The following is a 14,090-nucleotide window of genomic DNA, read 5'->3' as shown; positions in this document are numbered from 1 at the left end:
TTGCACCCGAAATCCCGGACCCGCCGCCGGCCTGCATCAGGCCTGGGCGTCGAGCCACATCAATGCTTCACCGACCGTGAAGAAGGAACCACAGACCAATACTTCTCCAGCGCTCGTCTCGCGTGCCAGCCATTCGGCTGCGGCGGTGACCGTCTCGCACTCCGCCAGCACCTCACCACCACAGTGGCGGACCACGGCGGCAAGCTCATTGGCCTGGCGACTACGCTCGCCATCCAGGGTGGCGACGACGAAGCCGTCCACCACCGGCGCCAGCGCCTGAATCACGCCAGCGGCATCCTTGTCGCCCAGCATGGCGAGCAATGCCCGCCGCGGCTGGGTGGCAGAATTCCGCGCGCAACGCAGGTCATGAGCGGCAAGAAGGCTGGCCAGATAACTCGCGGCATGCGGGTTATGACCGACATCCAGACACCAGTCACGCCCGTGGCGGGTCAGCCACTGCATGCGCCCCTTGAGCTTGACGCTCGCCATGGCCTGCCGCACGCATTCGGCGTTGAGCTCGATACCGGCCTCGACCAGCGCATTCAGCGCACTGGCCGCATTGTCGCGCGGCAAGCCCGGGTCTGGCAGCGCTTCGAATGTCAGCGCCGGCGCCGACAGGCGCTGCCATTGCCATCGCGAGGTAGCCGAATTGCTCGTACTGCCATCCAGGCTGCTGTTTGAACTGCTACCCACAAGGTCAGCCGCGGCCTGCCAGCGAAAGTCCTGCCACAGCACCTGCGGCGTGACGCCCAGTGAGCGAGCGTGCGCCGCGCAACTGGACGGCAGCACATCCGAGCCGAACACGGCCGACTTGCCGGCGCGCAGAATACCGGCCTTCTCGAAGCCGATGTTCTCGAGATCGGTGCCAAGAAACGCGGCATGGTCCTGTGCGACCGTGATGATCATCGCGACATCACAATCGATGATGTTGACGGCGTCCAGACGCCCGCCCAGGCCGACCTCCAGAATCGCGAGCTGCGGCTGCTGCTGAGCGATCAACCACAGCCCTGCCAGTGTACCGGCCTCGAAGTAGGTCAGGCTGATCACGCCCTCGTCATCCACCGGCTCACCACTGGCTGACAGCCCGGAGTGGCGCGCGGAATCGACCTGCTCGAAGGCCGTGACCAATGCGGCATCATCGACGTCGTGACCATTGAAGCTCAGACGCTCGTTGTAATGCAGCAGGTGGGGAGAGGTATAGGTGGCGGTGCTCAGCCCATGGGCACGCCCCAGCGCCTCGAGCATGGCAACCGTCGATCCCTTGCCGTTGGTGCCCGCCACGGTAATGATGCGGCCACCGAGTCGACGCGCGCCCGCCCCGACCAGACCGAGACGCCTGGCCACGCACAGCACTCGGGCAAGGCCCATATCGATACTGACGGGGTGCTGATGCTCGAGGCGCGTCAGCCACTCATCCAGCGAGAGGCCGCGCGGCACAGCATCATGCAGAGGAGAAAGCTGCCACGAAGCGGCATCCAGCGGAGGGAGTGAGGAAGACTGCAGCACCTCGTCGGTGCTGCAGCTTGCCGGGGCGGAGCCCTGCTCAGCCATCGCGACGTTCGCCTTGCGGCTTCTCGCTGGTGAAGGTCTCGTCGAGCACGCTGTCCACGGCGGAGCGCGGCTCGGCCGGTGCTTCGACAGGCGCATCCGCCTCGACGGATTCTTCTTCGACGACCGCATCCGCGACCGGCAGGTTGGCGGCGTTGACCGGCATGCCCTGCAGCTTGAGCAGGATGCTGGACAGGCGCTCACGCATCTCGCGACGGTGGATGATCATGTCGACGGCGCCATGCTCGAGCAGGAACTCGGAGCGCTGGAAGCCTTCCGGCAACTTCTCGCGCACGGTCTGCTCGATGACACGCGGACCGGCAAAGCCGATCAGGGCATTCGGCTCGGCGACATTCAGGTCACCCAGCATCGCCAGCGACGCAGAGACGCCACCGAAGACCGGATCGGTCAGCACGCTGATGTACGGCACGCCAGCCTGCTTGAGCTTTTCAAGCGCCGCGGAGGTCTTGGCCATCTGCATCAGGGAGAACAAGGCTTCCTGCATGCGAGCACCACCTGAGGCGGCAAAGCAGACCAGCGGAATGTTCTCGGCCAGCGCAAGCTCTGCTGCACGCACGAACTTCTCGCCGACGATGGCACCCATGGAGCCACCCATGAAGCTGAACTCGAAGGCCACGGCCACGACCGGCTGACCGGAGAGAGCACCGCGCATGGCGACCAGTGCATCCTTCTCGGAGGTCTGCTTCTGGGCAGCGCTCAGGCGATCCTTGTACTTCTTGGAGTCGCGGAACTTGAGGCGATCGACCGGCTCGAGATCCGCCGCGATTTCCTCGCGGCCTTCGCTGTCGAGGAACCAGGACAGACGCGCACGCGCAGTGAGACGCAGGTGGTGGTCACACTTGGGGCAGACGTTGTCGTGCTTGGTCAGCTCCGGAAGGTACAGGACTGCTTCGCACTTGGGGCATTTACGCCACAGGCCGTCAGGAATGGAGGTACGCCGATCCTTGCGTTGGATACGGCTCATTGACGGCACAATCTTGTCAAGCCAGCTCATGGTGGGGAGGCTTCCGTTTTGCTGCTGTTCTGGGCACCGCTCGACGACTGTCGGCGGCCATGCGAGTTGGCACATATTCCAGAGCGTTCACGCCCCGACAATATGGCAGGCAGCTACCATCACAGGGCAGTGCCAATGGAAAAGACCGTGCAACCCATTGGTCGTACGGCCACTTTTCCGAATTCTGGAGGTCATTGTAGCGGCTTCGCCCCCCTTGCGGGTAGTGCGAGATGCCAATTGAGCGTTGCGGCCCTCGCCGCCCGGGACGAAAGCAACGCAAGGGTCGCAACGCTTGCCGGCAAATCAGCGCTGATGGCGGACTGCCTGACAGAATGCCTGCATGCGCTCGGCACTCTTCTCGCCGGGCGCGGCTTCCACACCGCCGGAGACATCGACCGCGTAAGGGGCGACCTGTGCCACCGCCGAGGCGACATTGCCTGACTCGAGACCACCGGCCAGGATGACCGGCAGCGGCAGATCGACCGGGATGCGCGACCAGTCGAAGGTCTCGCCGGTGCCACCGGGCACGCCAGGACGATAGGCATCCAGCAGCAAGCCACGCGCGTCATGGTAGCGCGCCGCCTCCGCGTCGAGATCGATCCCGTCACGCATGCGCAACGCCTTGATATAGGGCCGCCCAGCCGCTCGGCACTGCTCTGGCGTCTCATTGCCATGCAACTGGAGAAGATCGAGGTGCGGTGCCGCTGCGGCAATCTCTTCGCCGCTGGCATCCACGAACAGGCCGACCCGCGTCACGAAGGCCGGTACGCACGCGGCAAGCTCGGCCAGCCGCACCACATCAACCGCACGCTTGCTGCCCGGCCACAGCACGAAGCCCAGCGCATCGGCACCTGCCGCCACGGCGTCGCGGATATCCTGCTCACGTGTCAGGCCACAGATCTTGATCCGGGTACGCTGGCTCGCTCGAGCGCTCATCTCGATCATGGGATCACTCCGTTCAACGTGAGGATTCATTCTGGGTGGCAGTCGTCAGCGTGTCATCCTCGACGCCTGCTGCAGGATCGCCTGCCGCAGGATCGCCTGCCGCAGGATCGCCTGCCGCAGGAATCGCTTGTTCATGCTCACGACTGAGGCGCTCGGCCTCACGGGCTACATTGGCCAGTCGGATGGCTTCCTGCTCACTGAGCTTGCCTGCCGCGCGCGCCTCTTCGGCACTCTCGGCCTCGGCGCGTGCCATGCGTGAGCGCACCATCGGGCAGTCCGGCAACGGGCGCTCGCCCGTCCACTCGCCAAGATGTGCGACCAGACCAGGCCCCAGGGGTTCCTTGGGCAGCGCATAGCGCGGCGGATAGATGACATCGACGAAGTGAAGCCCTGTCGCCGCTGCCGTCGCGCTCGAGCGCGTGCGATCTCCCTCGCGCATCAGCTGGACGATCCACTCGACAGGCTTCTCGCCACGACCGATGGCCATCAAGGTGCCCGCGATATTGCGCACCATGTGATGCAGGAAGGCATTGGCCTGGATATCGATCATGACGATATGACCATGGCGACTGACTTCAATGAAGTGCACGTGGCGGCGCGGCGAACGCGACTGACAGCCTGCCGCACGGAACGCTGAGAAGTCCAGCTCACCCACCAGGTGCGCCGCTGCGGCCTGCATGTCGGCGACATTGAGCGGCTCGCGACACCAGGTGACATTGTTGCGCTCCATCACCGGCCGAAACGGCTGGTTGATGATCATGTAGCGATAACGACGGGCGATGGCGCTGAAACGCGCATGGAAATCATCGGGCACCGGCACGGCCCAATGAATCCCGATATCGGGGGGGAGGTTGACGTTACCGCCCATGCGCCAGGCCTTGCGGCTGCGGCCCACGGGGGTATCGAAATGCACGACCTGACGCACGGCATGCACACCGGAATCGGTGCGGCCACTGCAATGCACGGTAATCGGCGTGGAGGCGACCTTGGACAAGGCCTTCTCGAGCGCTTCCTGCACGGAGGGGGCGTGGCTCAGACGCTGCCAGCCACAATAGCGGGTGCCATCATATTCAACGCCCAGAGCAATGCGCCCCGGGCGTTTCTCGTTATCATCCAGCGGTGTAAAAAAGGGCATCAGGTCAGACCAAAGCGCTCCATCAACGCCAGCGCCTCTTCACGGACCATGTCATCACTGGCAGTAGCGAGCGGCTCAAGCAGCGCAGCCGCCTGATCATCATCGCCATCCACCAACAACTGACGGGCTTCCTCGAGCTGTTGGAATGCCTTGGTATCCTGGGCGCCAGCCCCAAACCCTGCCGACTCGACAGAGGGATAGGCATTATCCTGATCCCCAGACTCGAACGCCACTTCCTCGACCTCGAATTCCGACATATCACGCCGCGGCACGTCCACTTCTTCCAGCGTCATGCTATCCAGTGACGGTAACTCCTCCATGCCATCGACTGAAGTTGACGACTTGCTGGACGCCTCATGCGGCGCTTGGCTCGCTGCATTGCTCACGATCGCAGCGTTGTCATCCAGCTCTTCACGCAGTGAGGTGAACTCGACGGACTCGCCCTTGAGCGCACTATCCGCCGCATTGGATGCCGCGGTGTCAGTGCCCTTCTCGTCATCAGCCTGACCAGCATCTCCCAGCGTCAATTCCGGCGCCTGGTAATCGATCACGTTGTCGCTGTTGAAGTGACTCTCACGCACGGACACCTTCTCGTGATCCCCGCCCTTGAGGCCCGGCTCGAAGGCGACACCTTGGTCGGAAGCACGCTCGACCAGCGGCTCGCTCACGCCGTCACCGGCATGCGGTTCGCTGTCAGGCACCGCGCTGACATCTTCCTGGTCATCAAGGGAGGTGTCAGCACCCGTGGCGGATGCATCTGCCGGGCCGCGAGCCGCATCATCGGTCTTGTCGCGACCTTCAAGCGGCGCGCGAGGCGCTGCCGCCTGCTGGCTTGCCACTCCTGACAGATAGGAGACCTTGCGCCCCACCGGACTCACGCCGCCGCCAGCGACAGCACGCAGCGCACTACTTGAGGCACTGTAGCGATCCAGCAGCGCCTGAGCCTCGAAACGCTCTTCCTCATTGCCGGCCGCCAGCACCTGCTCACCTTCATGATGCAGGGCTTCAGCATTGCCAAGCTCGCCATGGACTCCCATCAGCTTGAGGCGCAGATCTTGGCGTGCGGGGTCTTCCACAAGACCGGCTTCCAGCAGGGCCTGGGCTTGATCGAAGCGGCCGTAGGCGATGAAGATGTCCGCCTCGCTGATCGCAGCCGCTTCCGGCTGGGAGAGCGGCTCGAGGCTACTGGAACCCCGGCGCGCCGCCACATTGTCATCTTCAGACGCGGATGACTTGTGACCCGCGGCAGCTGCGGCAGTCGAGGCTGCAAAGGTATCCGGGAAGACGCGGGGCTTGTCCTGGTCGGGCGCTTCATTGCCGCGGACCGCATCGGCGAAGCTCATGTTCTCATCGCCCCCGGAACCGGAGCGGCGACGCAGCAACAGCAGCAACAGCAGCAACAATGCCCCAGCCGCCCCGCCGACGATGGCCAGGTTGTCCTGCACCCATTGCCAGGTCGCTTGGGGCCACGGCTGCTTGGGCAACACCAGGTTGCCCTCCCCGTCGCGCGGCTGACCGAGATCCACCCCGGCGGCGATCAGGCTTTCCGGCAACGCCAACGGCGAGATGCCGCTGTTGACGAGCAGGCGATTCTGTTTGGCGAGCAGCACCTTGGCCGTCTCGAGCTGCTCGGTACGTTCTGCCAGCGACGCTCGCAGCTCTCCGACTTCGTTGCGCAGGGAGGCCACTTCGCTGCGCAGGTCATCACGCTCCTGCTCCAGCTGATCGAGGCGCTGCTGATTGGTCAGCAGCTGATCTTCCAGCGACTCGAGGCGATCGGACAGTTCATCGATCGCCTGCTGGCTACCCGCCGAGATCTGACCACTGGCTGCCGCCGCCTTGGGCTTGCTGCCGTCATCATCCAGCAGCGTCAGACGCGGCTTGCCATCGGCGCCCGCGCTGGCGGGCCCGCTCGGCGCGGGCGCAGCACTGGAAGAAGGCTCGTTCGACGTGCTGGCCGCGGCGGTTTTCTTGCTGGGCGGAGCCGGCACGGTCTTGCCCTGCGCGCCTGCGACCCACTGCTGATACTGCTGACGCACTTCCCTGTCGGCCTCGGTACGCGAACGTCCCAACATGGTGCTGCGGTCCGGCACACTCAGCACCACTCCCGCACGCAGCTTGTTGATGTTGCCACCCGGGAAGGCCCTGGGGTTGGCTTCCTGAATCGCCAGCATCGCCTGACGGATGCTGACACTGGCATCCGGGCGCACGCGACGCGCGATCGTCCACAGCGAATCACCGTTGCGCACCTTGATGCTGGACGGCGGCGTGCCGGATGACGCGCTGCGCGAGGAGGCCTGGCTGGGCTGGGCATTGTCGCGGAACACCACGGAACGTGTCGGCGAGGAATCGTTGGTGGCCAACGGGCGCGAGCGCGCGCCTGCAGGTGTCACCAATGACGGCTGGCTCGAATAGCCCGCCGGATCGAACAACAGGGTCACCTGGCGCTGCAGCTTGCCATTGGGCCATTCGACATCCAGCAGTAGGTCCACATAGGGCTCACGTACCGCGCCATTGGTGGACAGCTGGAGGTAGTAGCGTCCACCCTGCTGCTTGACGGCAACCTTGATCTCATCGCTGACATAGCTGCGATCGACGCCCGCTCGCGTAAAGGCGGCAGAATCGGCAACGCCGGCCTTGATGAGGCTGGCATCGAGGCCCGAGGTATCCGTGAGGCCAATGCGCGCGTCCAGTGGCTGATTCAGATTCGAGCGCAACCGCGGCGATTCCATGCCGACTGCCAAGGCCTGAGCACTGTAGACGGCGAACGACACCGCCAGTGCGAGAGGAAGCTTGCGTCCCATTGAGTGTCCCTTCGTATGCGGCCGAATCATTGCCCGGCCCGCGCATTATGTTACGTATACTTACACAAGATACCAGAGAGTCCGTCCCAGGAGTGCGGGAAGCCATCGGCAAAGTGGAAAGAGTTTCAACGATAGAGTATCGGCCCACGATCGATTAGGGCCGCAGAGGCGACATATCGCGAGTGACCAGCTCGACGACACCCCCATAACGATACCCGTAAAAAACACCACTCTGCCATCATGGATCAAAAGCGCCAGCCAAAATCGCAAAAAATGCGCAGCAAGGACTGAGATATCTGGTACTAGCCGTAACATCAGTGACCTATCTCCCACCTGAAATCACCGACCATCCACGACGTAACGTGCAAAAGCGAAGCGCCCTGGACTCCAGAGAGTCGAGGGCGCTTTCAGGTCAGGCTCGCAACGAGCCCGACGACATGCCGCTACGCAGTACGATCAGGCCGCGCGATGTTCACGCAGGATAGTCAGCATGCGCTTGAGCGGCTCCGCGGCCCCCCACAGTAGCTGGTCACCGACACTGAAGGCGGACAGGTATTCGCCACCCATCGCCAGCTTGCGCAGACGGCCGACCGGCACGGTCAGAGTGCCGGTGGCAGCGGCCGGTGTCAGGTGCTTGAGGCTGTCTTCCTTGGTATTGGCGACAACCTTGACCCATTCATTGTGCTTGGCCAGGCGGTCTTCGATCTCGTCCAGCGGTACGTCCTGCTTGAGCTTGACGGTGAAGGCCTGGGAGTGGGAACGCATCGCACCGATACGCACGCACAGACCATCGATCATGATCGGGTTGCCCTGGCTGTCGAGAATCTTGTTGGCCTCGACACCGGCCTTCCACTCCTCGCGGGTCTGGCCGGATTCCATCGCGGAATCGATCCACGGCAGCAGCGAACCGGCCAGCGGAGCACCGAACTGCTGGGTCGCGAAGTCATCGCCGCGCATGGTGGCGGTCACCTTGCGGTCGATGTCGAGGATGGCGCTGGCCGGGTCGGCCAGCTCGGAGGCCACGCTGCCATTGAGCTGCCCCATCTGGGTCAGCAGTTCACGCATGTGGCGCGCACCGCTGCCGGACGCTGCCTGGTAGCTCATGGAGGTCATCCACTCGACCATGCCAGCCTCGAACAGGCCGCCCAGGCCCATCAGCATCAGGCTGACGGTGCAGTTGCCGCCGACGAAGGTGTTGGCACCGGCGCCGATCTTCTCATCGATCACATGACGGTTGACCGGGTCCAGCACCAGCACGGCGTCCTTTTCCATGCGCAGGGTGGAGGCGGCATCGATCCAGTCGCCCTTCCAGCCGGCTTCGCGCAACGGGCCGAACACCTGCTTGGTGTAGTCGCCGCCCTGACAGGTGACGATGACATCCAGTGCCTTCAGTTCATTGATGTCATTGGCATCCTTGAGCGCCGGTACCGGCGTGCCCACATCAGGACCGGCCTGACCGACCTGGGAGGTGGAGAAGAATACCGGCTCGATACCGGCGAAATCGTTGTCATCACGCATGCGCTGCATCAGCACGGAACCGACCATACCACGCCAACCGACAAATCCGACTTTCAACATGCTTGTTCTCCTTGTTCATGCACGGCCGGGAGCAGGGAAGACACCACCGCTACCGACACAGGAATGACCCGTAGCGAGCACAGGCAACTCACACGAGGCGAGCCTTGCCCAACGCTCCAGCCGCAGGTCTTGACATGAGAACTCGGCGACGCACGCCGAGCTCCCCCATGATCATCGCGTGAACGCCGCGGGCTTGCGGCGTTCACGCGGGTATTGCCTTACGCCTGGGCCTTGAAGGCAGCCAGCACGGCATCGCCCATCTCGGAGGTGGAGACCTTGCGCGTCCCGGCGTAGGCGATATCGGCAGTGCGCAACCCTTCATCCAGCACCACGCCGACCGCCTTCTCGATGCGCTCGGCCCAGGCCGCTTCGTTGAGCGAGTAGCGCAGCATCATCGCCACCGACAGGATGGTCGCCAGCGGGTTGGCGACGCCCTGACCCGCAATGTCCGGCGCGCTGCCGTGGCATGGTTCGTACATGCCCTGACCACCCGCATTCAACGAGGCGGACGGCAGCATGCCGATGGAGCCGGTCAACATCGCGGCTTCATCCGACAGGATATCGCCGAACATGTTGCCGGTGACCACCACGTCGAACTGCTTGGGGGCACGCACCAGCTGCATGGCGGCGTTGTCGACGTACATGTGCGACAGCTCGACATCCGGGTAGTCGGCGGAAATACGCTCCATCACGTCACGCCACAGCATGGTGACTTCCAGCACGTTGGCCTTGTCGACGCTGCACAGCTTCTTGTTGCGCTTCTGCGCCATCTCGAAGGCGGTGCGACCGATACGCTCGATCTCGGACTCGGAGTAGATGTAGGTGTTGTAACCGACCTGCTGACCATCACGCGCCTCGATGCCACGCGGCTGACCGAAGTAGATGCCACCGGTCAGCTCACGCACGATCATGATGTCCAGACCGGACACCACTTCCGGCTTGAGGCTGGAGGCCTCGGCCAGCTGCGGGTAGAGAATCGCCGGACGCAGATTGGCGAACAGCTCGAGCTCCTTGCGCAGCCCCAGCAGGCCGCGTTCCGGGCGCAGCGAGATGTCCTCGAGCCTGTCCCACTGCGGGCCACCGACTGCGCCGAGCAGGATGGCGTCCGCTGCCTTGGCCGCCTCCAGCGTTTCCGCCGGCAGCGGGTGGCCGGCCGCGTCATACCCTGCACCACCGACCTTGCCTTCGCTCAGCGTGATGTCCAGACCTTCGCTGCGGGCGGCTTCAAGGATCTTCACGGCTTCGGCAGTGATTTCCGGGCCAATGCCATCACCGGGCAGAATCAGGATATTGCGGCTCATCTGGAACTCCTTGGGCCGGAGAGCTTCCGGCGAGACCGACGGTTCACCGCCGGTGCTGAGACTGGGCTCGCTGCCACTCTGGACGGCGAGCCATGACGAATATGTTGCGATATCAGGCGCTGACTGACGCGATGCTGGACAGATCAGGCCGTCTTGCCATTGCGGAACAACCAAGGACGCTCGGTGCGGTGGCGTTTCTCGAAGCTGTCGATGGCGTCCTGGTCCTTGAGGGTCAGACCGATATCGTCCAGGCCTTCCATCAGGCAGTGCTTGCGGAAGCTGTCGACCTCGAAGGGAATCGACTCACCGGACGGCGTGATGACCGTCTGTGCTTCGAGGTCGATATCCAGACGATACCCCTCCACCGCCTCGGCTTCCTTGAACAGACGGTCCACCGTGTCCTCGTCGAGGGTAATCAGCAACAGACCGTTCTTGAACGAGTTGTTGTAGAAGATATCGGCGAAGCTCGGCGCGATGACCACGCGGAAGCCGAAGTCGGTCAGTGCCCAGGGCGCGTGTTCACGCGAGGAGCCGCAACCGAAGTTGCGACGCGCCAGCAATACGCTGGCACCCGCGAAACGCGGCTGGTTGAGCACGAAGTCCGGGTTCAGCGGACGCTTGCTGATGTCCTGGCCGATATAGCCCTCATCGAGATAGCGCAGCTCATCGAAGAGGTTCGGGCCGAAGCCGGTACGCTTGATCGACTTCAGAAACTGCTTCGGGATGATCAGATCTGTATCGACGTTGGCGCGATCAAGCGGTGCCACGAGGCCCTGCTGGCGAATGAACTTTTCCATGTCGGGCCTCCTCAGGCGACTTGAGTGTTGTTGGTAGGGATGGGGGCAAAGTCACGAACATCAACGAAGTGACCCGCAATCGCGGCAGCGGCGGCCATGGCCGGGCTGACGAGGTGCGTACGCCCACCGAAGCCCTGGCGGCCTTCAAAGTTGCGATTGGAGGTGGAAGCGCAATGCTCACCGGCGCCCAGCTTGTCGGCGTTCATCGCCAGACACATGGAGCAGCCCGGCTCGCGCCATTCAAAGCCCGCGGCGAGGAAGATCTCGTGCAGCCCTTCGGCTTCCGCCTGTGCCTTCACCAGGCCAGAGCCCGGCACGACCATCGCCTGCTTGAGGCTCTTGGCGACCTTGCGGCCTTCAGCCACGCGCGCCGCTTCACGCAAATCCTCGATACGCGAGTTGGTGCAGGAACCGATGAACACACGGTCCAGCTTGATGTCGGTGATCTTCTGCTGAGCGCTGAGGCCCATGTATTCGAGCGCACGGGTGATGCCACGCGCTTCGGTGTCATCGCTGGCGGCTGCCGGGTCCGGCACCACGCCATTGACGCTGGTGACCTGCTCCGGGCTGGTGCCCCAGGTGACCTGCGGTGCGATGTCCTCGGCCTTGAGCACGACAACCTTGTCGAATTCGGCGTCCGCATCGGAGACCAGATTGCGCCAGTCGGCGACGGCCGCTTCCCACTGCTGGGCGTTCGGCGCATAGGGACGATCGCGCAGGTAATCGATGGTGATGTCATCGACACCGACCAGACCGACCCGCGCACCGGCTTCGATCGCCATGTTGCAGATGGTCATGCGGCCTTCCATGGAGATGTCTTGGATGGCAGAGCCGCCGAATTCGATGGCGTAGCCGGTACCGCCGGCGGTGCCGATCTCGCCGATGATGGCGAGCACGACATCCTTGGCGGTGACGCCAGTGCCGAGACGCCCATCGACGCGCACCAGCATGTTCTTCATCTTGCGCTGGATCAGGCACTGGGTGGCGAGCACGTGCTCGACCTCGGAGGTGCCGATCCCGTGGGCCAGCGCCGCGAAGGCACCGTGGGTCGCGGTGTGGGAATCGCCACACACCACGGTCATGCCCGGCAAGGTCGCGCCCTGCTCCGGCCCGACCACATGCACGATGCCCTGACGCGCATCATTGATGGTGAACTGCTCGATGTTGAAGCTGTTGCAGTTGTCGTCGAGGGTCTGCACCTGAATGCGTGAGGTTTCGTCCTCGATGCCCGAGATACCGGCAGCACGCTCCTTGAGAGACGTCGGCACGTTATGATCCGGCGTTGCCAGGTTGGCATCCAGACGCCACGGCTTGCGGCCGGCCAGACGCAGCCCTTCGAATGCCTGCGGCGACGTGACTTCGTGCAGCAGGTGACGGTCGATGTAGATGAGTGCAGTACCGTCTTCGCGTTGCTTGACCAGGTGCTGATCCCACAACTTGTCATAAAGGGTCTGGCTAGCCATGTCGTGTCTCCTCGTGGCGCCTTACGGTAAGAGCGCGCTTGCTGCCTCGGGGCTCGTAACGACCCCTTGATGAGGGTGTGTCGTCCAGTGTTGATGGCGGGGCGGTCGTGCGAGCCCGTGGAGAGTGACCACTTGCTTGCAGGCTCCAGCATCGCGGCCGCGTCCTGTGCCATCAAGAGTACTCGGCGACCATGAATAAAAGCAATTCATGTTTTTCATGCTTTGGATTCCCAAAAGGAATACCATGACTCATCAGGTCTTAATCAGGAATTCATCCGCCCGGGACGGCATAACCGCCCCGCTTGATGCGCCTCTGAATGCCTCTCTGAACGCCGTCATCACAGGATAGCTGGCCCACATGGACACACCCTCTCTGCAGGCCTTCGTCGCCGTCGCCGAAACCGCCTCCTTCTCGCTGGCCGCCGAGCAGCTGCACCTCACCCAGCCGGCCGTTTCCAAGCGCATTGCCCAGCTGGAGCAACTGCATGGCGCACGGCTGTTCGATCGCATCGGACGGCGCGTCACCCTGACGGAGGCCGGCAACATCCTGCTGCCGCGGGCCCGCGCCATCCTGGTGATGCACGATGACACCCGGCGTGCGCTGCGCAATCTGTCCGGCGAGGTAAAAGGCAGCCTGACGATGGCGACCAGCCACCATGTGGGCCTGCACCGGCTGCCGCCACTGCTCAAGGCCTTCACCATGGCCCACCCAGAGGTGCGCATGGACATGCGCTTTCTGGATTCGGAACAGGCCTATCAGGGCGTACTCGATGGGGAGCTGGAACTGGCCGTCGTCACCCTGGCACCGCATCGCGATCCCAATCTGACGGTGGTGCCGGTGTGGCTGGATGAGATGCGCTTCGTGTGCGGACGGGACCATCCGCTGGCGGGGCACAAGGCGTTGCCGCTGGCCGCCCTCTCACAGCACGACGCCGTACTGCCGGGCCACCTGACCTTCACGCGCGGCATCGTCATCGACACCTTCGCGCGTGACGGCCTCTCGGTGGAAGTCTCGATGTCCACCAACTACCTCGAGACCCTCAAGATGATGGTCGCCATCGGCCTGGGCTGGAGCGTACTGCCGGAAAGCATGATCGACGACGAGATCGAGATCCTGCCCATCGACCACCGCCCCATCGAACGCCAGCTCGGCTACCTCTACCACAACAACCGCACCCTCTCGAACGCCGCCAGCGCGATGATCGAACTGCTGGAAGGGGCAAGGGACGCGGCATCGAGAAGCCTCTAGCGCGCTCGAAAGCCCACTTTGGAAATACCGCCTGAACCCACAACGCCAGCCCCGAAGGGCTGGCGTTGCGATTCTGACTCACAACTTGTGGCGCCGCGGATCAACTCTTGTCGCTATCCTTGGCATTGTCAGACGCGCCATCCGTCTTGCTGGCCGCAGGCTTGGCATCGTCCTTCTTAGCCTCTTCCGCTGCCTTGGCGGCGGCGGCCTTGCTAGCATTGGAGGGACGGCCACGGCGCGGCTTGGGCGCTTGGC

At 63.6% G+C, this 14,090-nt stretch carries 10 protein-coding genes; 1 reads left to right on the top strand and 9 read right to left on the bottom strand.

Annotated elements, in window-relative coordinates:
* Window positions 1–36: 36 nt before the first annotated feature.
* The 9 genes from AC5WNJ_RS04955 to leuC form a co-directional block, all read right to left on the bottom strand.
* Window positions 37–1,551: a bifunctional folylpolyglutamate synthase/dihydrofolate synthase gene (locus AC5WNJ_RS04955; RefSeq protein WP_495930539.1), complete on the bottom strand. Its 1,515-nt coding sequence runs from the start codon at window positions 1,549–1,551 to the stop codon at window positions 37–39.
* A complete protein-coding gene (gene accD / locus AC5WNJ_RS04950; RefSeq protein WP_176676521.1) occupies window positions 1,544–2,563 on the bottom strand; it encodes an acetyl-CoA carboxylase, carboxyltransferase subunit beta in 1,020 nt (339 codons plus the stop codon). The genes AC5WNJ_RS04955 and accD overlap by 8 nt, the downstream gene beginning before the upstream one ends.
* Window positions 2,564–2,866: 303 nt before the next feature.
* Window positions 2,867–3,499, bottom strand: coding sequence for a phosphoribosylanthranilate isomerase (locus AC5WNJ_RS04945; protein ID WP_495931022.1), 633 nt, complete (start codon window positions 3,497–3,499; stop codon window positions 2,867–2,869).
* Window positions 3,500–3,521: 22 nt separating this feature from the next.
* Window positions 3,522–4,643, bottom strand: coding sequence for a tRNA pseudouridine(38-40) synthase TruA (gene truA, locus AC5WNJ_RS04940; protein WP_495930538.1), 1,122 nt, complete (start codon window positions 4,641–4,643; stop codon window positions 3,522–3,524).
* Complete coding sequence (locus AC5WNJ_RS04935) at window positions 4,643–7,447, bottom strand: type IV pilus assembly protein FimV (protein ID WP_495930537.1); 2,805 nt, start codon at window positions 7,445–7,447, stop codon at window positions 4,643–4,645. Before AC5WNJ_RS04935 ends, truA begins: the two co-directional genes overlap by 1 nt.
* Window positions 7,448–7,903: 456 nt before the next feature.
* Entirely contained in the window at window positions 7,904–9,025 is a 1,122-nt protein-coding gene (asd, locus tag AC5WNJ_RS04930) for an aspartate-semialdehyde dehydrogenase (RefSeq protein WP_495930536.1), read from the bottom strand.
* Window positions 9,026–9,243: 218 nt separating this feature from the next.
* Window positions 9,244–10,326, bottom strand: a complete 1,083-nt coding sequence (gene leuB / locus AC5WNJ_RS04925; protein ID WP_495930535.1) for a 3-isopropylmalate dehydrogenase — start codon at window positions 10,324–10,326, stop codon at window positions 9,244–9,246.
* 143 nt (window positions 10,327–10,469) lie between these two features.
* Window positions 10,470–11,123, bottom strand: a complete 654-nt coding sequence (leuD, locus tag AC5WNJ_RS04920) for a 3-isopropylmalate dehydratase small subunit (protein ID WP_176676516.1) — start codon at window positions 11,121–11,123, stop codon at window positions 10,470–10,472.
* 11 nt (window positions 11,124–11,134) lie between these two features.
* Entirely contained in the window at window positions 11,135–12,586 is a 1,452-nt protein-coding gene (leuC, locus tag AC5WNJ_RS04915; RefSeq protein ID WP_176676515.1) for a 3-isopropylmalate dehydratase large subunit, read from the bottom strand.
* A gap of 358 nt (window positions 12,587–12,944) precedes the next feature.
* Between leuC and AC5WNJ_RS04910 the strand changes: the two genes are divergently transcribed.
* Entirely contained in the window at window positions 12,945–13,835 is an 891-nt protein-coding gene (locus tag AC5WNJ_RS04910; RefSeq protein ID WP_176676514.1) for a LysR family transcriptional regulator, read from the top strand.
* The last annotated feature ends 255 nt before the right edge of the window (window positions 13,836–14,090 follow it).

This window comes from Cobetia sp. PDI-23MA, from assembly GCF_059507735.1.
Note: the sequence above shows the minus strand (reverse complement) of the source record. Positions and strands in the feature narration are given on the sequence as shown.

What these genes read in the sequence shown, in the direction of transcription:
- leuB (WP_495930535.1), bottom strand. Translation starts at nt 10,326, where the DNA reads ATGAGCCGCAATATCCTGATTCTGCCCGGTGATGGCATTGGCCCGGAA.
- AC5WNJ_RS04910 (WP_176676514.1), top strand. Translation starts at nt 12,945, where the DNA reads ATGGACACACCCTCTCTGCAGGCCTTCGTCGCCGTCGCCGAAACCGCC.
- asd (WP_495930536.1), bottom strand. Translation starts at nt 9,025, where the DNA reads ATGTTGAAAGTCGGATTTGTCGGTTGGCGTGGTATGGTCGGTTCCGTG.
- AC5WNJ_RS04935 (WP_495930537.1), bottom strand. Translation starts at nt 7,447, where the DNA reads ATGGGACGCAAGCTTCCTCTCGCACTGGCGGTGTCGTTCGCCGTCTAC.
- leuD (WP_176676516.1), bottom strand. Translation starts at nt 11,123, where the DNA reads ATGGAAAAGTTCATTCGCCAGCAGGGCCTCGTGGCACCGCTTGATCGC.
- AC5WNJ_RS04945 (WP_495931022.1), bottom strand. Translation starts at nt 3,499, where the DNA reads ATGAGCGCTCGAGCGAGCCAGCGTACCCGGATCAAGATCTGTGGCCTG.
- AC5WNJ_RS04955 (WP_495930539.1), bottom strand. Translation starts at nt 1,551, where the DNA reads ATGGCTGAGCAGGGCTCCGCCCCGGCAAGCTGCAGCACCGACGAGGTG.
- accD (WP_176676521.1), bottom strand. Translation starts at nt 2,563, where the DNA reads ATGAGCTGGCTTGACAAGATTGTGCCGTCAATGAGCCGTATCCAACGC.
- truA (WP_495930538.1), bottom strand. Translation starts at nt 4,643, where the DNA reads ATGCCCTTTTTTACACCGCTGGATGATAACGAGAAACGCCCGGGGCGC.
- leuC (WP_176676515.1), bottom strand. Translation starts at nt 12,586, where the DNA reads ATGGCTAGCCAGACCCTTTATGACAAGTTGTGGGATCAGCACCTGGTC.